Genomic DNA, 19,765 nt, shown 5'->3' on the forward strand with positions numbered 1-19,765 from the left:
CATTGTGGGCAAACGCACGGCGTGAAATCAGGTGAAGGACTTCAGTAGGTCAGCCAACTGGCTTACCCGTATTGCCGCCAACAGAGTCCTTGTGATGATGGCCAACCTGGCTGATGCCTGCGGCGATAACGTCCACAGTTACCTCCACCGTTCCAGAAATCTGTGCTGCGCCGCCGCCGCTCTCATTGGAGAGGTTCAACCCCCCCTTGCCTGTAAGCATGCCGTCAATCTGCGCCGTCTTGGTCATCGTCACAATAGGGGTATCCATGGTCGCCGCTTCGGTGGCTTCCACGCGCCAGGTCTTGCAGCGCAAAACGTAATCGTCGCATTCCACTTCGATAACACGCCCATTCTTCAAGTGGATGTAATGCCCCTCTTGATGCACAACCGAAACCTCGCCCGTGGCCAGGTCAATGCCCACAGCGGCATGCTCGGTGGCCACGATCATGGAATGTGACGTGGAGCCACCCAGCGCTACCGCGACCCCCATGGTCCCGCCCGGTGGAACAGACTGGAATCCGTAGTGCTGAAATAGCTCAGCACCTTTCACCGGCTCATCTGCCAACCCTTCTCCCGTCACTTTCTTAACGCCCGTTCCCGTGCTGGTGCTGCCGATGACCATGCGGAACGGCATGCGCACTGAGTTGAAGAATCGGCGTATGCGTTCGTCGATGACTTTAATCATGGGCGGATCCCCAGTTCCTGCGGGCTGAATGCCTGCGTCTCCAGCTTCCGTTTCTTACGCGCCACCACGGGTATCCACACGTTGTCCTCTTTGAGGATCAGCGTGGTTGTGGTCGGGGTTCCACTGCCACCGCGAAACGTTCTAGCCATCAGAAAAAGCATCCCTTTGAAGCCTCTGCGCTCGTCTTCCAGGTGAACGCGCTGGCCGGGAGTCCATAGGACGCCACCGCTTGTGCGGTGTCCTCGCACCTCGGCCTGGTACGTCAGGCCATCAAGCCGCCCATCTGCCAATTCCTTTTTCCCGCGCTGCGATAGCGACTCGCCGCTGATGGCATCGCTGACCGTCAGAATCTTGGGCCGATAAACCTTGACGTCTGGATCACGCACGACGGTGCGCATTGCATTTTGGCCGTCCGCGCTGCTGGTGCCGTGTGCCTGGCCAAGAATCGTAATCTCCGAATACCGCCGGGCGATGGATGCGCTGCGCCGCAACCGGCTCACGTTGTTGCCTTTGCCATCGTGTCTCATGACCAGGCTTGCCACCGGCGGCGCATCGTAGTCCGGCCCCCCCACAATCAGCGTTCCGTCCGGCGCAAACCACGGCCAAAGACCGTTCGCCTGCGCAGCTTTTTCCAACGCGTCCCAGGCCGTATCTCCTGGCTCAATGCTTACTTTCTCGGCCACTCCCTTTCCGCGTGGATCCACGCGGACCTTGGAAATTCCTAGCGGATTCACCACCGACTTGACGATTTGATCCAAGGACATTTCTTTGGCTGCGAAGATCGGCGCGCTGCAATCGACAAGTATGCTCGCACCGTCACGGCCCGACATGAACAGGGTAGCGGTCCTGCCTCCTACGTCGTCGTCTACATCGTCGACCGAGCCTGTCATAGCAATATCAGCCCCCACGCGGACCTCGACGCGAGCGCCAGGCTGAACCACTGCCGGCAGCTCGCCATCGGGTAGGCCGAGCTGCACGTTCCACGCGGCAGCCGGCCTGGTCATGTCAGACTCAACTGAGTATCGCGTCCACTTGCCATGCACTCGACCACCGATAAGCAACGACACCGGCTCAATTTCTCGGGCCAGGTCGCGGCTGTCGTCGCCCGCGCTATTGCGAGTAGCCATTGAGTATGTCTCCCGTGTCGATGTCGTTGGGATTGCGCACCTGCGGATTCAAACGCGCCAGCTCGCCGGCCCGTCGATAGTCGCCATACCACTGATGCGCCAGCAAGTGCAGATTGGTGGGGGCATTGACGACGCGCTGACGCAGGGGCGGGCGGGCTTCGATGATGACTACCGCGGCTTCCTGAATGGCCAGAGCTGCGTCCTTGAGTGGTTCCGTAATGCTGCGGGCTTCCTCCACCGGATACAGGTCCCGGTTGGCGTCAATAGCATCCTGGACAATCTCCCTCACGTCCGAAACGATCACCTCGATTTCGGCCGGCGAGAGGGTCGGAGTCTTGGCCTCGTCGGTCAAGATGTCCGATGCAGTGTCGACCAGCTCGGCCGCTGTGATGACTTTGACGACTGCGACAATCGGCTGTTGATCTTCGGGCAGGATCGCAATGGGCTTTTGCGGTTGCAGCGCTCCAGCTTGGCCAGTTTGACCGGGGCGAAACGATGCCGGCGTCTCGCCTTTGGACGACGAGACGGGAAGTCGGATCACGTCATCGAAGACACCTTTCAGCCCGTTCCAATCTGACATGCGGCTGGACTTTCCGAAGCTGCGCAGGTCGACCAGGCCGCGCAGGCCGTCAGCCAGGCCGGACGTGAAGGTGCGCGGAAACTCGATCAGGTCCGTAACTGCGCCGACCCCATTGGTGACGCTGCGAACGGCGCTTAGTACCCGGTCCATGGTCGACCGAATCGAATTGAGTCTGTCGGTGATGCCCTTCAAACTCGTGAGCGCTTTCAAGCGCTTGGCGAAAGACTCCACGCCACTGGCAATCCCGTCCTCTTTGACCTGGCGGCTCGCTGCTGCCTTCTGCTCGGGAAGCTGCCGCGTGAAAAGCGGGCTGCTCGGCGTGCTATGAATAAAGCGCAGGTCGATCGTGCAAGCATCCGGGGTGTCTGCATCATGGCCAACGCGCCAGCCTTCGAGCTGGGCCAACGGGATAGAGCCGAATATGGGATGGATCAGCTCGCCAGGACCCGGCTGCTCCAACACTTCCAAGAACTTTTGATACCGCTGCTCGTAGTCGTCACCCCAAAATACAGCCGTCAAATCAGAGCCGATGGCCCCGCGCCCCAGGTCTTCGGAATCCTCTCCGTTGACGTAGGGATATTGGTGCCGCTGGATGTCGCGTTGCGCTTCATCTTGAATGCGCGCGCAATCGAACTTTACGCCTTTGAATGAGGCATCCAGCAACGTTTCAGACCAAGCCATTAGTTTCTCCGTGCGTCGCGTGCGTTGTGTTCATTGACGGCGGCCGCGATTTCACGTCCATCCAGTTCAACCTTCAGCTCCACCTTCGGCGGGGCGGTGCGATTTGCGTTAATGATTGCCTGCTGCAAGGCGGCGGGATCGACGCCACCGGTTGCCATCGTTGCCGCCTTGGCGGTCTCGGGGCGGGCCTCGCCCGGACCGAACCACGCTTGTCCCAATTTCTCGCCCGCCCAATCCCCGGTCAGGCTGCCAAGAATGCCGCCGCCGATAGCGCCTGCCGCGATGCCGTAGGGGCCGAGAAAGGCCAAAGCCTGGCCGCCGGCATATGCCCCGCCAATGCCGCCGCTGGTGCGTCCGCCGATCCGGGTATAGGCGGCGTTCTTCTCTGCCTCGGGAAGATCACTGCCGGCGACTTGGAGCGCGTCATAGCCACCCAGGGCAACGGACGCGAGCGGGGCCGAACGAGCCAGGACGCCCGCCCCTAAGAAACGGGTCGGCGCGAGTACACCCACAGCTCGGCCGGCCACGCTCGCAGTGCCGCTTGCCACGCCTGCGGCGGCGGCACCCACGCCTACACCGGCACCCGCGCCGGTCAACATCTTGACGCCACCGAAGGCAATGGCGGCTGCGGTCATGACCTTGATGCCATCGGTTGCGCCGGTCAGCGCCGTGGTCAGGCCGGGGTACTTATCCGCATACTCGGCCATCTTCTTGGCCATATCGCCCATCAGCTCCGTGACCGGCTGCAAAGCGCGCTGGCGGGCATCTGCCACGGCCTGGCTGGCCTGGTTCACTTTCTCGCCGGCCGTGGCCATCATGACCGCGCTGCTCGTCTCCAGCGCGCCCACGCCGACGCCCGCGTACTCGCTGCGAAGGCCCTTGATTGATTCCCGCTGGCTCATGTACCCGGACAAGGCTAACAAGGATTCTCGGCCGATGCCCACATCACGAAACACAGACGACTCCAGCAACGTGGCCATCTGCTCGCGGTCGGCCTGGCTGCCGCCTTTCTCCAGGCGTCCCTTGAGCTGCTTGTAAGACTTGTTGTTGGCCATGGACTTGTCGACCAGGGCAGTGAACGTTTCCAGCGGGCTTACGTCCTGCAGGGCACCTTTTCCGAGCGTTCCAGCCAGGTCAACGCCCTTACCACCGATGGACAATTTCTTGGCGACAGCCTGGGACACAGAAGGCTGCTTGAGAGTATTCATCAACGCCATCAACGATTGCGCGGACTCCTGCGGCATGTTGGTTCCGGCCGTGATGGCCTGCATATTCACCAATGCCATCTCCAAGCCCTTCATGCCGGAAATGCCGTAGTTGTCGCGTTGGGATGCCAGCAGCTTGGGCAGGCTGGAAATCATGTTCTCGATGCCATAACCGCCTGTCTCGCCTGCGTGCAGCATCTTGCCCAATGCGGCGGGCATGTCGGCCACAGAAATGTTGTTGGCCTTGAGCGCCCCTACCAGCGGCACTATGTCACGCGACTTTCTGCCCGCAGCAAGCCCGGTCTGTTGCACCGTCGGCAGCATGGCGAATGCCTCATCACGCGACAGGCCGCTGGTGCCCAGCAGGTCGTTCAAGGCGTCCGCAGCTTCTTCGCGCGTCCCGCCCTTTCGCTTTGCAATTGATATCGCGCCGTAGATGCTCTCCTGCCCGCGCTTTCTTCCCTCGGCATCCTCGCTCGCATAGGCCGTGTTCGACATTGCAGCCACTTGCTGGTCAAACGCCATCGTCTCCGACAGGGGCCGCTTGGCCACCGCCACGCCAGCCAAGATGCCGCCGCCAATTGCGGCCAGGCCTTTACCGAACTCGCTGGGCGTTTTCAGCTCGCGCATCTCCCGTTGGAGCATCTTGACCTTTCGCTGGGCTGCCTCGGCAGCTCTGGCCAGCTCAAGGCCCGAGACGCGGCCAGATTGCTCCAGGCGCTTGTACGCGATCATGGTTTGCATGATCTCCCGTTGGAGCGACCTTTCTGAGCGGATGCCAAGCTGCTCCCTGGCCTTGTGCATTCTGTCGGCGTCACGCACGATCTGCGACGATGCATTGCGCGATGCGGCAATCTGTTGCTGCGCCAACTGGACACTGGCACGGCGGCTATGGTCGTACTGGCGAGCGGTGGCAGTGCCTACTGCGGCCACGTCGCGCAGTTCCTGGCGTGCGGCTTCGTGCTTCTTCTGCGCCACCACCGATACGGCTTGCCCAGCCTCTCGGCTGCCCCGGTCGCTGACAACGATCTCAAGAGCAACCTTCATGTTTGTATTGGACACGATGGGCCTCTAGCTAAGTGGTCCGGGTAGACGGTCGCTTGGCCATTCGGGGCCGGACCTTATTCTTTGGTTTGATACGCCGCTGACTGACGATGCGACGCGTTGAGGTAGTGCCGGAATCTCTGGCCTTTCCGTTCAGCTCGGCCAGAGATTCCAGGTAGCCGTCCAACTGCTCGAAAGTCAGACTGCGGACGCGGTCCTCGGGGATGCCGTGCTTTCCAAGGACGAGGACGATCTTTCGGAAGGTGCGGAGTCTCCGCTCGACAGCAGCAGCTTTTTTTTTGCCTCGCCCATTTCCGTATAGATCACATCCACATCGGTCGGGACCATCTCGGCCAGCAGTTCAAAGGTGATGTCCTCTTCGGGAATGTCACCCAGGCGCTGCATGCATGCAGCGAACATGGCCAGGTCGAGACGTGCCACCGACGCGTCCGGGTGGGCTTCCAGAGCGTCGATGTTGTCGCCCATCGTCGGCAGGCGCATGACGAAGTTGTAATGCCTGCGGCCTTGGTAAGGCACGCCGTAGGTAAGCGTGCCGGTGGCCAGGGCTTCCTTGTCAGCTTGCGTGATGGCGTTGGTCCGCGCTTGCTCGTTGGCGTTCGTCATTCATCCACCTTCTTGACCGCAAACATGGTGAGGGTGCGGCGCGCTTCGTTGTCGACGGTGTATTGCTTGCCGACTTCGGACGTGCAGCAGTCCAGGTAGGTTTCGCGCTTGCCGCCGGGCGACGACGGAAACACCGTGATCGTCGCGCCAAAGATTTCGGCCCACTTGATGTCATCGTCAAACGGGATCGGCACCGTGACGCGCAACGAGTATTCCTTAATGCCTTTGGCCACGCCGCCGATGTTGCGGCTGCGATTCATGACCTTGACCGGCTTCATGCCCGTGCTTTCGGTCACGTCGATGTCGATGACTTCGACCTCTTTACCGTCCAGCTCCATGATGATGGCGCCAACGTATTCCTTGATTGCCATGGGTGGCTCCTTTCAGGGTCCGAGGGACCCGTTAAACGTACAGGTCGATGCGGCCGGCGAAAACGTGCATGCCGTGGACGATCGGGGCCGGAATGGCGGCAACGCACATGCCCTTGTTCTGAGCGTGCTTCTGCACCACCAGGCGGTCCTTGTAGGTGTCGATGAGTTGCAGGATTTCCAGGTCCTCGCATTGGTACATGATTTGCAGCAGCACCGTGCGGACCTTGGGCGGCGTTTTTTCCGACAGCAGCTCACGCGGGAAGCGCAGTGCCACAGCCTGGCGGCACGCCTTGCGGAAGTAGTGCAGCGTGCGAAACACCGTGATGTCCAGGCAGGAGTCATCCTTGATGTTCTGCGCGTCGACCAGGTACGTGGAGATGGCGCGCACGATCTGCACGCGGTTCCCGGGGCCGACGACCAGGGGCGTGACGCCATTGAACAGGGCATTTTCCTGTTCCTTGCGACCCGGATAGTCTTCCTGGTCGATGATGTCCAGGCCCTTGATCTCCAGATAGTTCAAGGGGCGCGCCGGGTGTTCTTCGCTCGCCATGACGGCGGCATAGCCTGCCGCGATTTCGCCCGAGCTGCGCTTGGACTTGTTGTACCAGGCAAACGAAATGATCTGCGAGTTGACGCCGCTGGCCACCGTGCTGGCGGCCGCCAGCGTGCCGGGAAAGCCTGCCACCCCGATGGCATCGCGCTGTTCCAGCGGGCCGCCCAGGTCCTCCAGGTGGTCGCGGAATGCCAGCAGCGCGTCCTGGGTAGCGAACGGGCATACCCGGATTTCATACGACGATCCGAACGCCGCAGCGTATGCCGGGCGCAGGTCGGGATCGCCCAGGCCGCCCGCCAGTTGGGCCTTGACGGTGTTGGTCGTGCCCGAGGAATAGCGAACCACGGCCGCCAGTTTGATCTGGTTGCCGGACTCGCCCTTGTGCTTGGCCGTCACCTTGATCTTGCCGGCGGTAGCGGCCGCCGTCACGGGCAGCGCGACCTGGTCATTGACCGCAGCAGCGACGGCGGTGGCCATGGCGGCGGCAGACATGCCGGCTTCCAGCTCCACGCTGACCGCTTCCGGCCCGACCTGGAACGTCAGGATGCCGCGCCCGGTGGCCTCGGCGGTAATTTCCACCTCGGCCTGGGCGGCTTGGCCTGCGGTGGCATCGTCCACCGTGATGAATGCGATTTGCGCGTTCGGGTTGGCTTCGATAGCGCTGATGGCCATGCGGTGCGCGATGGAGCCGTTGCCGAAGTACACAGCGGCGTCTTTGTCGCTGAACACGTCCACCACCTTGAGCGCGGGGACCATGCCCGTCGACAAGCGCTGTGCGTAGATCAGGATGCGCTGCTCGTTCGTCGGCAGAGACTGGCGGGCCAGCTTGGTATTGAACTCGAAATAGACCCCCGGCTTGCGAGTGCTGACGGGGATCTGGTCCAGCTGGATAACTTCGGCCATGTCAGGCTCCTTTCTTCACGGCACGGGCGGCCGGGGCATCGGCGGGCGGCGCTTGGTCGCCGGCCGGCGCGTTCTTGACCTCGACCAGGTCGCCGTCAGCCAGGCGACGCAGGTAGTAGGCGGTTTGCTCCACCGGCGATTCCTTGTCGTCGGTGATGTACTTGCGGCCGTTGTCCTCGCGCGGGACGCGCAGGCCAGGGGCGGCTTTGACACTGATGGTGGTCATCGTCGTCAGTCCTCTTTGAATGCCACCACGTCGGTGGCGTCAGGTGAATCGGTGTTGCTGCGACCCGCCAGCCGGTAATCCAACTGGATGGCGGTGAGCCACGGATAAGGGGCGTCAACCTTGCCGCCGACCTCGGGAAAGATCAGGTCCGGGTCCGTGGCCTCCGGGTCCCCGACCTGGCTGGGGTCCGGGCTTGGCCAGCGACCATTGGTCAGGACGTGTTCAACCCACTTCACATCAAATTCGATGGCATAGACCGAGCTGGCATCGCCCTTGGTGCGGCCGTTAAACATCGGCCGAACCGCGCCAGGCTCCAATTCGCCTACGTCTTCCAGGCCGAAGTCCTGGCCTGCCAGCAGTCGACGGATTGCATAGACAAGCTGATTCGTCCCGACCTCGCCACGCGCGCCACTGCGGGCGGCCGACTCGGAACGCACTGAGCGCTGGCCGACCATAACCGTGAAGCGACCGCGCGCCAGGTTCTTGTTGCGCGATGTGTTCATCCGCTTGGTGTCCTGGACGCCAAGGAACGAAACCCAAGCTGCGGGGAACTGTCGCACCACAGTGGCCAGGTCCTCGTCAAACTCACCGCTGTAAGGCGAAACCTCTTTGACCATCTTTCCCAAGCCGGCCTTGAGGCGTTCGACCATGGCCGCCTGGATGCGATCAATCACGCTCTCTCGTGCCATGGTCAATACGCTCCAGGGCCTTGCCGCCCGAATACCCGCGTACCTTGAACAAACTGCACGCTGCCGTCCGCGCTGGGCGTTACCCCGTTGTCGGCCGGCCCCAGCGTTACCTTGCCGCTGGCCACCAGCTCCAGGAAGCGGACGGCTGCCTTGTAGCGGTCATTGATGGTGTCGGTGGCCTGGCGCTCGTCGCCCGTCAGCACGTAGCGCGTGATGTCGCAGCAGACACGCACCAGGTGCTGGGGCGCAGGGTTCAAGGGAAGCCGGTAGCGCCCGCTGAGATAGGTGTCGATCTCGGCGGACGCCGCCCGCAGCGCACCGCCCAGGATGTCCTGGTCAATGTCACCCGTGACCTCGGGATCGGTCAGCGCCAGCACCTCGCGGCGCGTGAACTGACGGATCATGTCGGCGGCGGTCGCGTACATGGTTACGTCGTCTTGCGGCTGCGGCTGCGGCCACCAGCGGCGGCCGACGTGGTCGCGTCGACCTGGGGCGACTCGACGGCGTCGGCGTCCACCTCCAGCTCGTTGGCGACCAGGTTGGGGTCTGCCATGATCGCGTCCAGCCGCTTCTTGCCTTGAGCACCCGTCAGCTCGTCCATCGGGATGTCGACGGCGTCCGCGCCGAACTGGTAGCCGGCGCGGCGGAAGCTGTCGGTACGTGCCACAACGCGCAGCACCTTGATTTTTTCGGCCATTTGGCCCTCCTGAGTTTGTTTCGGTTGCCGCCGCCCTCGATGGCCAGGGGCGGCGGGTTGGTCGCTATGCCAGGCTTATGGCTTCGCCTGGGCTTTTGGGCTGCGGCGGCGAGTGGGTCTAGGCCAGCCAGGGGGTGGTCAGTACATCGACCACATCGCGGTTGATGTTGGTGGCCCCGTTGGCGCTGCGCTCGGCCTTGACGACTTCCAGGGCGGCGGCGCGGTCCTGCGGGGCGACCACCAGCAGCTTGGGACGGATGCCCAGCGGGTTGCCGTGGTCGCCCTTGAACGATTGCATCCGCGCGTAGGCGTCGTTGAACGCCTGCCCGTCCAGCGCTTCGCGGCTGGCGTAGGCGAGCTGCCAGAGGCTGTAGCCCACGTTTAGGCGAGCGTCCACGCCGTACACGAATTCATTGCGGTTAAAGACGTTTTCGTCCTTGGCATCCGTCTTGGAAACGAATGCGTAGTCGCGGCGCTTTTGGAGGATGAGCGGCTTGATGATGCGCGTGGTGTCCAGCAGGAACCACGGGCGTCCCGTACCGCCCTGAAAGTTGCTGACCGACGCGATGGCGCCTTCCTTGCCCACCGGGTGGTCGGTGTCGAAGAAATACTGGCCGTCATAGCAGGCCGTGGCAAAGCCGGCTTTCAGCAGGTTGAAGATCAGCAGGTCGGGATGCTCTTTGGCGTCCTGGCCCAGTTGGCCCATCATGGGATTGAACACGCCATATTGGTCGTCTTCGATGGCCTCGCGGCCCACCGTCACGGTGTTCTCGAAGGTCTTGTTTTTGATGCTGTAGCCGTGGGCCTTGAGGTTCTGGAAAACCCGCTCGCCCACCCACTCGCGGAATTGCGTGGACTGGCCGAGCCAGGGATAGACCTCGGTTCCCGTGGTCGACGGGACGGGCGTGGCGATCTGTTCCCAGGACGAAGGCGCACCAGCGAATGCTTGCTGGAAGGCCATCCGATAGCCTTGGAAGAGGGTGGCCAGGTTGGCACTGTTGACGATCATGTGTAGCTCCGAATGCGGATGAAAGGTGGCTGACCTTGTCGGGTCAGAATTCGACCCAGACGCCGTCAGCGTCCACGTCGCGCACGATGCCGGCGACGATGGCGGCGGCGTCCTCGCCCACCAGCGAGACCGATTCGTCATCGGTCGCCTTGACGCGCTTGCCGTATGCGGCCAGGGTGATGCCGGCAGCGGCGGGCTTGAGCTGGAAGGTGCCGCGCCGCACGTTGACGGACTGCGCGCCAGCCGTGCCGTCGCGGTTGTCGATCTGTTCCTGCGCGATGCCAACGATGGCGATGGCGGCGGCGTTGCCCGCCGGAACCGCGTTACCGTCAGCGTTCACGCCAACCATGCGGCCCGCGTAGAGGCGCACGGCGGCCGCCACCGGCAGGCGAAGGCCCTGGCCATCGCGGCGCGGGGTGTTGCGGTCATTAGCCATGACGTTTCCTTGGTGAAATATGGCCTGGTCGGGCCGGGGTGGTGGGTCAGTCGTTCGTGCGAGCGGCCTTGAACTTGGCCGGGTCCAGGCCCAGGTTCTTGCAGACGGCCAGCTCGGTCTCGGTCAACTGCGCCGGGTCGCCGTTGGGCTGGCGACCGCCGGTCTGCGTGCGGGACAGCGCGGCGATGGCCGGAGCTTTGTCCAGGTACGCCTTGAGCTGGGCGGGGTCCTTCATGCCCAGCTCCGTAGCCCAGTCCTTCATGGCCGGCACCAACTGGCCGTTGGACAGGGCGGCCGTCACCAGCTCGCTCACCTCGCGGGTGCGGCCGGCGTTTTCGAGTGCCACGACCTGGCCTTTCAACGCCGTCATGGCGGCGAACGGGACCCACTTGGTGGGGTCGGGGTTGCCGGCGTTGGACTTGAGGGCCGCCACCTCCTGGTCCTTCTTCTCGACTTCGCCGGTCAGGGCGGCGACCTGGTCGGCGTCCTGCTTGGCCTGGGCGATGTACTCGTTCAGCTTGGCCAGGATTTGATCCTCGGTCGCGTCGTCGGGCAGGTTCAGCAGCGCCAGCAGCGCTTTCAACAGTTCATCCATCGGGATTTCCTTGGGGGATTGGGCGGGAAAGGGCAGCGCCCCGCCGTGCGCGATACCAGAGGCCAGAGCGCTGGCCGCAGCCACGCGCACCGCGTCCATGTTGTCCAGCGCGGGATCATTGGTCAGCGCGGCATGCAGGATGTCCTGCGGGCGGCCTTGCTTGTCGTAGGTGAATACGGGCGAGATGTAGAGATATTCCTCGGCCGCAATATGGTCCTGGGCGCGCTTGGTCCAATCGACCAGGGCGAATACGCCTTGACCCTCGCGCCACTCCAAGGACTTCATCCAGCCTGATGCGGGCGCGGGCTGGCCGTTGGTCGCAGCGGCCAGCGTCTGGTGCTCGTAGTCGACGACCAGGCGGCGCTGGCGCGCGTTAAACCGTTCGATCAGGGCGCGGGCAATGTCCCCGTCCATGCGCCAGGTGTCCACGTCGTCAGGCCGGCCGTCGAACGCCCGGAATTCGCCAGCGGGGAAAACCTGGATTTCGTGTTGCACCTGGCCAGCCTGGCCAGGCCGCAGCGCAATGCTGAGTGCTGCCACCATCGGCCGGGCGGCAGCCCGTTGGGTCGCCTTGGGGTTGGGTTTGGTTCGGGTCGTAGCCATGACCGCCATGGTGCCGGTCGGTGCCGGCGGCGATCAGTTGAAAGACTTCAGTAGGCGGGGGTGGGGAATTGCCCGGATCGAGGGGGGAATTCCGCCGGATTTGCCAAGTCTGTGCAAATCGTAGGGGCGATGGCAAATGCCGATGGCGTTAAAAACGCTTTTAACGCGGGGTTAACGATAGGCAGCATCGGAATTGGTAGCGATACCGCACCCCACCCCCTGAAAACCGCGCCACGGCCCGATTTTCAGATTCCGGGCTTTGACGCCAGTTTGACCTGGTCGAACTACCCCTGGCCACCCTTGAATGCGCCGGCCAGGTAGTCGGCCACCAGCGCCTCGCTTTCAGTGGCATCGTCGGTCGAAATGCCCAGATACGGACGGGCGGGTATCTTGACCTGGCTGACCGCGCGCCCGCCGACCTTGAGCGCTTTACGCTGCTTCGGGCGAATGACGCCGCCGAATTGGTGAATGGCTGCGTACTCCAGATTGCTACCGACCAGCACCGAGTCAGGCAGGACCTGCCAGTGGATCGAGCTGGACAGGTAGCCGCGCAGCGTCAATATCTTGTCCTTGTTGGCGGGCTTGGCCTCCCTGTACCAATGGGCAAGCGGAGTCCAGGCGCTGCCATCTGGCGCGGTCTGTGAGCCGAAGCGGTCCCGGCTAGAGCCGGCCAGGTATTCCCCGATTCCGCGCAATGCCGGCGTCATGTCCTGGGCCAGCTCGGCCAGGCGCTTCATGGTCTGGGCAAACTGCGCATCGTTGACCGTTACCACCAGCATTTGTACTTGCTCCTACTTTGCCGCGTCTGCCGGCGCGCCGTACCAAAGGTTTCCCCGACGCAATCGGGCGAGCGCCTGGCCATGATCGGCAGGAACTTCCGCCCACGCTTCCAGGTAGCCCGATCCGACCTGAGCAACCATGACAGCCTCGGAGCCGTCAGCCCGGCGATAGCCTTTGATGAAATGGGTACGCAGGACGTAGGCACCCGATACGCCATCCCTGAAAAGGTTTTGCCATACCTCCCAAGGCTTGGTCAGAAGATCGACCAACATGGTCAGCAGCGGCAGCGGCTCGGCTTCTTTGGCCAGGGGAGTGGCCAGGGCATGCGCCACCAGGGCAATGGGGATGTCATGGGACCGCACCAGGCGCACAGGACCTCCCAGCACTTGCGCGACCTGGTCGACCCATTCACCAGAGGATTTAACGGCTTGAATGGCCGGTGCAGGGGCCGCAGTGATGGGAATAGCCCCGGTACGCCCCGCCGAGCTGGGCGAACCAGGTAACACCGGCCGCCACCGAGATGCGGTCAAGTCCGGCCCGTATTGCAGGGCCTGGCTTGCGCGCTGGCCAAGCGAGCCTTGCGGCACCGTCGCGCCTGGCGCGTACTCAAACCCTGGGTCAATCCCTTCGGGCAGGCGAACGGTGCGCGGGGTCGGGCCGTGTTTACCAATGACCACCTCACGCTCTGGTATGTCCGGGGCCTGGTCCGGGCCGTCCTTGCCAAGCTTGCGCAATTGCCGCTCGGTCAGCGCTCGGATCGAACACTGGCACCCCCAGCCATTGGGCGGAAAGAACTTGTCCCAAAACGGATCATCCCAGCGCAATACCAGGCCATCGAGCGCCAGGTGTTCCGGCCGAGGGTGCTTGACCGCGTCGGAATGCACGTACATCCAGTACGGATGCATTTCTGTCATGCTCAGGAGCTGCTCACGCCGGCCGGCGGCGAAGCTCGTAAACATGTTGGTTTCGTAGATGACGCGGCTGCGCCAGTTGCGCGAGCCGTTGTAGTCCCAGCCGTGCGCCGTCACGATCCGGTCAAAGTCCTTGCGGAACGACTCCAGCGACTTGCCCTCGGATATCGCCTTTTCCACGGACTCAAAGAAGTCCTGCACCAGCGCTTCGCGCGTGGCTCCGGCGATGACAAAGCCGTGGTCATGGCCAGCGGTATATAGCTGAGTCCAGGACTCGGACGGCAGCGGCACCTTGCGCCGAAAGAAAGCGATCTGCTCGGCAAAGGGCACTCGCCCCACGTTCAGGGTCGGGCTAACCACGGGCCTGGTCCAGGATGTCGGCACGTCCGGCCAGCGCCGCCGCCGTTAACGCCTCGGCCAGCAGCCCCGCGTACTCGTCAATGCCCATCTGGGGGGCCAGGGCCAGCAGCCCGTCCCGTACTTCCTGCAGGTTCTTGGCCTGGTCGACCAGGTCGCGGACCTTGGCGATCCAGTCGTCCATGGTCGGGGCGGCTTGTGCAGCCAAGCGCGAGACTTGGCCGGCGGCCGTCGCCGTACCGGCCGGCGCTGCGCCGGCGGTCCCCGTCAGTGCTGCGACGGCAGCGCCGAGCTGGGAAGCTGCCGCAGCCAGCCCGGCCGCATCGGCCGCGCCTGGCGTGGGCCGTTTGACCAGGACGGCTTGGCCAGCCGCAGGCTTGGGGATGTTGGCCCGTTCATGCGCCCAGTCCACGGGAATCTGCATGCCGGCGTCGACCAGGCGCGGCAGAGCCTGAGAAAGCGTGCGCAGGTCATCGAAACGCCGCGTATCAAAGCGGAACTCCGGCGGGCGACGGCCAGCAGCGCCGGCAATGTTGAGCGCGCGCATCGGGCCGATGACATACCGGTTGACCGTGGCGGCGAGCTGGCGGGCATCGGACACAAGCAAGTCGTGGCGGACTTCGTTGTGAATATTGCCCAGCGCGTTGGTGGACGACTTGCCATCGGCCTGGCTGGTCAGCGTACCGCCCAGGATGACCTTTGACTGTGTACGCTCGCACCAGGCAATCATGGCCTCAAAGGGTTCCTGTGTTCCTTCCGCTGCGCTCTCGAACTCGATCAACATCGAATCCGGGATGATGCCGGCGGCGTTGTGGCCAATGCCAGCTACTGCCGCCAGCAACGTGTCCTTCTCTCGGTCGGTCGTGCCGGCCGGGTATTTGCCCACGCGCAGCGGCAAGCCGTAGATTTCCAGGAACTCGGCCAGGTCGCGGACAGAATAGTTTTTGAACAGGTAGGGCCAGGCCAGGGTGCGGTGCAAGCCTGCCCGTGTCAGATACCCCGAGCGGGCCTTGTGCTGGTGGACCACCCAACCCAGCGGCCAAAGCTCCTGCCCATGCGCCGTACCATCGCGCAGGCGCAGCGCATTGCCGTCATGGGGCAGCGTCTGAAACCAGCGCTGCGGCCGGTGATGAAAGGCGCGCTGCAAGGTGTAGGGGCCAACCTGGTGCCATTCCACCTCAATCGGGGCGAAGCCATGGCCCACCGCATCCATGCAGTCCAGCGTGAATTCATCGAACGCGGGCAGCTCGGACAGCAGCTCACGCATGATGGCGGTGTCGCGCTTTTCTTCGTCGGTTGCGTTGATCGGCTCATGGACCTCCCAGTCCAAGGTCAGGATGGCGCGCTTGCGCTTGGCCATCTCGGACATGATGTGGCCGTCCTTTTCCTCCATGTCCGAAAAGAGGTCGGCTTGTGCAACCAGGTTGCCCTGCTCGGCATCTTCCAGGATGCGGTGCAGGCGTTGCGGCGTCAGGCCGCGTGAGGGATGTTCGGCCCATTCGCGCGACACCCAACCCAGGCGAGCGGTTTGGGGTTCGTGCAGGGCGTCCCGGTTCATCGGGCGGCCTCGGGAGTCAACAATTTGAGTCATGGGGTTTCCTACCAGGCCCCCACGTCATGCCGGGCGTCGTCTGCCTTATCGTCATCGGCGGTGTCGTGGGAGCGCTTGTTAGCGGGCGTGTATTCAAAAACTCCGAAGCCGGTAGTAGCGGCCATCCAGAGCATATGCAGGGCATCAGGGCCGTCATCGTGGTCAGCCATGGGCCAATGGGTAAGCTGACTGTTGAGGGTCTTTTGCGACGGATGCAGGCGAATGAGACCGTTGGCAACGTGCGGCTGTATCGACGCAATGCGCAGCTCCTTATCTGAGCCTGGCGTAATGCCTCGCGCCGGAACTGGAACGCCGAGCGCAGCGGATCGCTTGATCAGCTCGGTGCGCAGGAACTCCTGAAACTGGACCGACTCCACCACCCACAACAGGCAGCGGTATTCCCGCTGCAAGTCGATCACGTCGCTGATGATCTTGTCCGGCACGCGCTTGCCAATCTTGGCTTCCACAACGTCCAGGACGCCGGTGACGCGGTTAAAGCCGCCCACCAGCAACGCGGACGGGTCACGCCGGTTCCCGGCCTTACCTAGGCTCGGATCGCATGAGCCATAGAAAAGCCAATCGGCCAGGCGGTTGACCCAAAAGGTGATGACACCGGAAAACGGTGCGTTATCCCCCGCGACCGGGTCGTTTTGCAATTCCGAATCGAAAGCGTCGTGTCCGTCTCGCGCGCGGATAACCATGAGCGACAGGATGGGGCGCGCGGCTGGCCAGGACACCACCGCGCCCTCGATCATTTCGGCTTCGTTGGCGGCGTAGAACAGGCGCGCCGTGTCCGGGCCGTCGTTGCGGTACAGCTCCTCCCATTGGTCCCACAGGTCCATACGGTTTGGCCAGGTGATGACCGCCTGAAACTTGATGCCGCGCCAAAAGTGATTCTTGAGCAAGCGCGACAGCACCGAGTCATAGTGCAGCACGGTGCCAATGATGACCACGTCCAACTTTTCGCCCGGCCCGGCCAGCTTCATGACGGACTTGGCCAGCCAACCTTGGAGCTTGTCGCGCTGCTCGGGCGAGCGCACGTTTTCATCGTTCTCCAGGTCATCGCCCACGACCAGGTCGGGGCGGTGTGGGCCATGGCGACGGCCACGAATCCGCTTACCAGCGCCGAAGACTTCCACCATGCGACCGTTCTTGGTGATGATCTTGCCGACCTGCCAGGTACTGCCCTGGCCAACGGCTTCGGGAAAGTCCATGGCCAGGCGCGGGTTGCTTTCCAGCTCGGCCTTGATGGCCTCCAGCATCACGGCCGATTGCTCAAAGGCATCCATGACGATGACCGGATACCACTTGCGCTCGGTGATGACGCACCAGATAACGAATATCTGGCTGGTGATGGTCGACTTGGCCTCGCCACGGGGCGCGGCGATCACGTCCGATTGCGATTCGGGCGCGGCGACCATCGCCGGCAGCCGCTTGTACAGGTAGTCATGCAGCAAGCTGTTTGCCTTGCTGATGTAGTGCGGGAAGTAGGTGCGAGCGAAGTATTCAAAGTTGTCCCACGCTGCTGCCCTGCGCTCGCGCGCAATCTCGGGGTCGGTATTGAAGCCGGAAACCTCGGCCTCAATCATGGCCCGCATACCTGCGGCCAGGTCGGTGATTTCTTTCAGGAAGGCCTTGCGGCTCGTCCGCTTGGCCTTGATTTCAAAGCGAGCCATACGCTACCCGCCGAAGTTGTTGGCCAGCACCTCGCCAAACGGCTCCAGTATCTGGACGAAGGCAGTAGCGTGCTTGGGGTGATGCTGGTTGATAAACTCGGCTAGCAAGTGCACGACTTGCATGGCCGTGGCCAGCTCGCTAGTTTCCGGCAGGATGCGCTTGGACGCCGACACCGTCTTGTTGTAGGCATCGGCCAGACTGGACAGCATTTGCACCTTGGCGGCCGGCTTAATGTCGGTGTCCACGTTTACCGCATCCATCGTCGCCTGGTACTGCATGACCAGGCCCGCCAGCATCTGGCGGGCGATGTTCTCGATGCCGCCACCGGAAAGAAGCTGCGCGGCCTGGGCCTTGTCCCAATCGTCGCCGTCCTTGGCGGATTGGCCTTTCCAGCGCGCGGCCGTCGCATAGGAAACGCCGGCTTTCAGCGCCGACACTTCCAGCGATAGGCGGTCGTACACGTAGGCGCGTCGCACCGCATCACGGGTTTCCTTCGGGTGAGCCATGCGTCACAGGCCCATCTTGGCCTTGGCCAGCGCCACGCCCACCGCGATGAGGCCGCCCGTAATGCCGCCGGCCGTGGCACCGTACACCACGGCGTCTTTGCGCACTTCCTGGCGCATGCGGTCAATCTTGCCGTCCAGGTTGTCCAGCTTGCCGTCCACGCGGCGCAGTAGCTGCAACTGTTCGTCCGGGCCTGCGTCGTTGGTCTTGTCTTTGGCGGTCATGCTTGTTTGTCCTGTTTGGAATCCAGTTTGTCGGTCATGCGGTCTAGCTTTTCTTCGATGCGGCGCATAAGCGCTTCCAGCTCACTGCGCCGCGCATAGTCGCTCGCCTCACGCGCAAGCTGTTCGCGTAGCTCGGCCACCTGGACCTTGAGCGTTGCGACCTGTTGCGCGTTTTCTTTCTGGTCGCTTTGCACGCGGCGAGTCCACATGCCGACCAGGCCCGCGATGACCATCACCACGACGCTAAAGAGTTGCGCGCCGCCAATCTCGATCATCATGGCGTCTTCCCCTCATCAAGGTCCAAGATGGCATTGAGCTGCGCGACGAGCTTCTTGCAGACGGCCGCATTGTCGATATGCGTGGTCAGTACATCGGCCTGGCTTACGGTGCTGCGGGCAAGGTCTGCGGCGTCGATTCCACCGAGGGAACCAGCGGCTGGAATGCCGGCGGCCGTTCGCGCAGCGGGGCCGGTAGCCGTAGCGGCTTCGGGCATTCGTAGGCCAAGGGCGGCGTTGTAGTCGCGCACCCAGCCAGCAGTAAAGGGACGATCAGGCAGGGCAACAGGCGCCGCACCGGGCTTTTCGATGTAGACGGTTGATACACGGGGGACTCGCTTCTTGAGGTCATCGGAGAGCTTGGCGTTCTCCGCGTTGGTGGAAAGAAGCCACGCGGACAGCGCATCACCTCGCTCTTGCTCGGCGCGCAGCTCGCGCAGATGCTTGGCCTGGGCGTCGGCCGTGGCCTGGCTCTGCTTGACGACATAGGCGTTATGGCTGGCCTCGGCCTGCGCCGTCGCGTAGCCATAGCCGTGCAGGTAGCCGCCAGCACAGGCGACCACCACCAGCACAAACCAGGCGGCGGTGGCATCGATGCCGAGCCAGGACAACAAGCGGGCGATCATTGCTTACCCTCGGCGTCGTCGTTCGGATTCGTCTGCTGCTGCAAGCAAGGTTGATCCACGTAACGCAGCGCGGCGATCAACACGCCGAGCGCCATCGAAATCCAGGCGAAACGGGATTCGGCCACCAGGGACCGGAATAGCGGCAGTAGCTCATAGGCGGCTGATGCCACCGCAAGGACCAGGCCGAGGATGACCGTGTACGAGCGATGGAGCCGCCGCCAGCTCTTGGTCAGTCTCGGGCGGCGCTTCACGACCAGGCCCCGGTCAGGAACAATTGCCGCTCGGCCTTGCGGCGGCGCTCCAGGCCGCGCAGCGGCACGCCACCCGAGTAAATCCATTTCAGGAATTCCTCTGCGGCTCCGGCGTAGTCGCGCGCCAGGACCTTGCGGGCCAGGGTGGACGGCTGGCCGTTGGTCAGCATGAACAGGCCGGACTTGATGCCGCGCTTGCCGGGGCCGACGTTGTAGAGGAAGGACACCAGCGCGTCGAACTGGCCTCGCGTGAGGGGAACGCTGGCAAAGAACTTCTTGACGGCGTTCTCACGCTCGATGAGGTCTTGCGCCAGCATGGCGTCCGCGACCGCTTGCGTGATGACCAGGCCCTTGTACACGTCCAGGCCCGTATGGCCCCAGCCGATGGTCCATACCTTGCCGGTGGCGTCCCAATACGCGGTCAGGCGGCAGCCCTCGAAATGTTCGATGAGGGAGACGCCAGCCTCGGAAGTCTTGTCAGGGTGCATAGTCGTGTCCAATAGTTGCTGGACACGACTATCCCAGCGCGGCCCTTATGGCG

At 63.2% G+C, this 19,765-nt stretch carries 24 protein-coding genes; all 24 read right to left on the reverse strand.

Features of this window, described 5'->3' with window-relative positions; all coding sequences use genetic code 11:
- Window positions 1-49: 49 nt before the first annotated feature.
- Window positions 50-685, reverse strand: a complete 636-nt coding sequence (locus tag AOZ53_RS24635; RefSeq protein ID WP_054489689.1) for a phage baseplate assembly protein V — start codon at window positions 683-685, stop codon at window positions 50-52.
- Window positions 682-1,812, reverse strand: a complete 1,131-nt coding sequence (locus tag AOZ53_RS24640) for a phage baseplate assembly protein (protein ID WP_054489691.1) — start codon at window positions 1,810-1,812, stop codon at window positions 682-684. The genes AOZ53_RS24635 and AOZ53_RS24640 overlap by 4 nt, the downstream gene beginning before the upstream one ends.
- A complete protein-coding gene (locus AOZ53_RS24645) occupies window positions 1,796-3,073 on the reverse strand; it encodes a DNA circularization protein (protein ID WP_054489693.1) in 1,278 nt (425 codons plus the stop codon). The genes AOZ53_RS24640 and AOZ53_RS24645 overlap by 17 nt, the downstream gene beginning before the upstream one ends.
- Entirely contained in the window at window positions 3,073-5,340 is a 2,268-nt protein-coding gene (locus tag AOZ53_RS24650) for a hypothetical protein (protein ID WP_156333505.1), read from the reverse strand. The genes AOZ53_RS24645 and AOZ53_RS24650 overlap by 1 nt, the downstream gene beginning before the upstream one ends.
- 180 nt (window positions 5,341-5,520) lie before the next feature.
- On the reverse strand, window positions 5,521-5,946 hold the full coding sequence (locus tag AOZ53_RS24655; protein ID WP_054489697.1) for a hypothetical protein: 426 nt from the start codon (window positions 5,944-5,946) through the stop codon (window positions 5,521-5,523).
- Window positions 5,943-6,317 carry a hypothetical protein gene (locus AOZ53_RS24660; protein ID WP_054489699.1) on the reverse strand — a complete coding sequence of 125 codons (375 nt, stop codon included), beginning with the start codon at window positions 6,315-6,317 and terminating at the stop codon, window positions 5,943-5,945. Before AOZ53_RS24660 ends, AOZ53_RS24655 begins: the two co-directional genes overlap by 4 nt.
- Window positions 6,318-6,348: 31 nt before the next feature.
- A complete protein-coding gene (locus AOZ53_RS24665) occupies window positions 6,349-7,773 on the reverse strand; it encodes a phage tail sheath subtilisin-like domain-containing protein (RefSeq protein ID WP_054489701.1) in 1,425 nt (474 codons plus the stop codon).
- A gap of 1 nt (window position 7,774) precedes the next feature.
- Window positions 7,775-7,999, reverse strand: coding sequence for a DUF2635 domain-containing protein (locus tag AOZ53_RS24670; protein WP_082385756.1), 225 nt, complete (start codon window positions 7,997-7,999; stop codon window positions 7,775-7,777).
- Window positions 8,000-8,004: 5 nt separating this feature from the next.
- Complete coding sequence (locus AOZ53_RS24675) at window positions 8,005-8,673, reverse strand: DUF1834 family protein (RefSeq protein WP_197286517.1); 669 nt, start codon at window positions 8,671-8,673, stop codon at window positions 8,005-8,007.
- Between the two features lie 17 nt (window positions 8,674-8,690).
- A complete protein-coding gene (locus AOZ53_RS24680) occupies window positions 8,691-9,113 on the reverse strand; it encodes a gp436 family protein (RefSeq protein WP_054489705.1) in 423 nt (140 codons plus the stop codon).
- 2 nt (window positions 9,114-9,115) lie between these two features.
- Complete coding sequence (locus AOZ53_RS24685) at window positions 9,116-9,385, reverse strand: hypothetical protein (protein WP_054489707.1); 270 nt, start codon at window positions 9,383-9,385, stop codon at window positions 9,116-9,118.
- A gap of 118 nt (window positions 9,386-9,503) precedes the next feature.
- Window positions 9,504-10,394 carry a Mu-like prophage major head subunit gpT family protein gene (locus tag AOZ53_RS24690; RefSeq protein WP_054489709.1) on the reverse strand — a complete coding sequence of 297 codons (891 nt, stop codon included), beginning with the start codon at window positions 10,392-10,394 and terminating at the stop codon, window positions 9,504-9,506.
- A gap of 43 nt (window positions 10,395-10,437) precedes the next feature.
- The gene (locus AOZ53_RS24695) at window positions 10,438-10,830 is read right to left on the reverse strand and encodes a hypothetical protein (protein ID WP_054489710.1); all 393 of its coding nucleotides are present in this window, start codon (window positions 10,828-10,830) and stop codon (window positions 10,438-10,440) included.
- 46 nt (window positions 10,831-10,876) lie between these two features.
- Window positions 10,877-12,028, reverse strand: coding sequence for a phage protease (locus AOZ53_RS24700; RefSeq protein ID WP_231690679.1), 1,152 nt, complete (start codon window positions 12,026-12,028; stop codon window positions 10,877-10,879).
- Between the two features lie 284 nt (window positions 12,029-12,312).
- Window positions 12,313-12,807: a phage virion morphogenesis protein gene (locus tag AOZ53_RS24705; protein ID WP_054489712.1), complete on the reverse strand. Its 495-nt coding sequence runs from the start codon at window positions 12,805-12,807 to the stop codon at window positions 12,313-12,315.
- A gap of 12 nt (window positions 12,808-12,819) precedes the next feature.
- Window positions 12,820-14,079 carry a phage minor head protein gene (locus tag AOZ53_RS24710; RefSeq protein WP_231690680.1) on the reverse strand — a complete coding sequence of 420 codons (1,260 nt, stop codon included), beginning with the start codon at window positions 14,077-14,079 and terminating at the stop codon, window positions 12,820-12,822.
- Window positions 14,072-15,667 carry a DUF935 domain-containing protein gene (locus AOZ53_RS24715; protein WP_054489716.1) on the reverse strand — a complete coding sequence of 532 codons (1,596 nt, stop codon included), beginning with the start codon at window positions 15,665-15,667 and terminating at the stop codon, window positions 14,072-14,074. Before AOZ53_RS24715 ends, AOZ53_RS24710 begins: the two co-directional genes overlap by 8 nt.
- An 8-nt stretch (window positions 15,668-15,675) precedes the next feature.
- Entirely contained in the window at window positions 15,676-17,343 is a 1,668-nt protein-coding gene (terL, locus tag AOZ53_RS24720; RefSeq protein ID WP_054489719.1) for a phage terminase large subunit, read from the reverse strand.
- A 3-nt stretch (window positions 17,344-17,346) separates the two neighbouring features.
- Window positions 17,347-17,850: a DUF1804 family protein gene (locus AOZ53_RS24725; RefSeq protein WP_054489721.1), complete on the reverse strand. Its 504-nt coding sequence runs from the start codon at window positions 17,848-17,850 to the stop codon at window positions 17,347-17,349.
- A gap of 3 nt (window positions 17,851-17,853) precedes the next feature.
- Window positions 17,854-18,072 (reverse strand): hypothetical protein, encoded by a 219-nt coding sequence (locus AOZ53_RS24730; RefSeq protein WP_054489726.1) that lies wholly within the window; start codon window positions 18,070-18,072, stop codon window positions 17,854-17,856.
- Complete coding sequence (locus tag AOZ53_RS24735; RefSeq protein WP_054489728.1) at window positions 18,069-18,350, reverse strand: hypothetical protein; 282 nt, start codon at window positions 18,348-18,350, stop codon at window positions 18,069-18,071. The genes AOZ53_RS24730 and AOZ53_RS24735 overlap by 4 nt, the downstream gene beginning before the upstream one ends.
- Window positions 18,347-18,973 (reverse strand): hypothetical protein, encoded by a 627-nt coding sequence (locus AOZ53_RS24740; RefSeq protein WP_054489730.1) that lies wholly within the window; start codon window positions 18,971-18,973, stop codon window positions 18,347-18,349. The genes AOZ53_RS24735 and AOZ53_RS24740 overlap by 4 nt, the downstream gene beginning before the upstream one ends.
- Window positions 18,970-19,224, reverse strand: a complete 255-nt coding sequence (locus AOZ53_RS24745; RefSeq protein ID WP_054489732.1) for a DUF7940 domain-containing protein — start codon at window positions 19,222-19,224, stop codon at window positions 18,970-18,972. The genes AOZ53_RS24740 and AOZ53_RS24745 overlap by 4 nt, the downstream gene beginning before the upstream one ends.
- Window positions 19,221-19,712: a lysozyme gene (locus AOZ53_RS24750; RefSeq protein WP_054489734.1), complete on the reverse strand. Its 492-nt coding sequence runs from the start codon at window positions 19,710-19,712 to the stop codon at window positions 19,221-19,223. Before AOZ53_RS24750 ends, AOZ53_RS24745 begins: the two co-directional genes overlap by 4 nt.
- Window positions 19,713-19,765: the final 53 nt, after the last annotated feature.

It is taken from the genome of Achromobacter sp. 2789STDY5608621, assembly GCF_001299375.1.
In the GTDB taxonomy this organism is placed as follows: domain Bacteria; phylum Pseudomonadota; class Gammaproteobacteria; order Burkholderiales; family Burkholderiaceae_B; genus Achromobacter; species Achromobacter insuavis.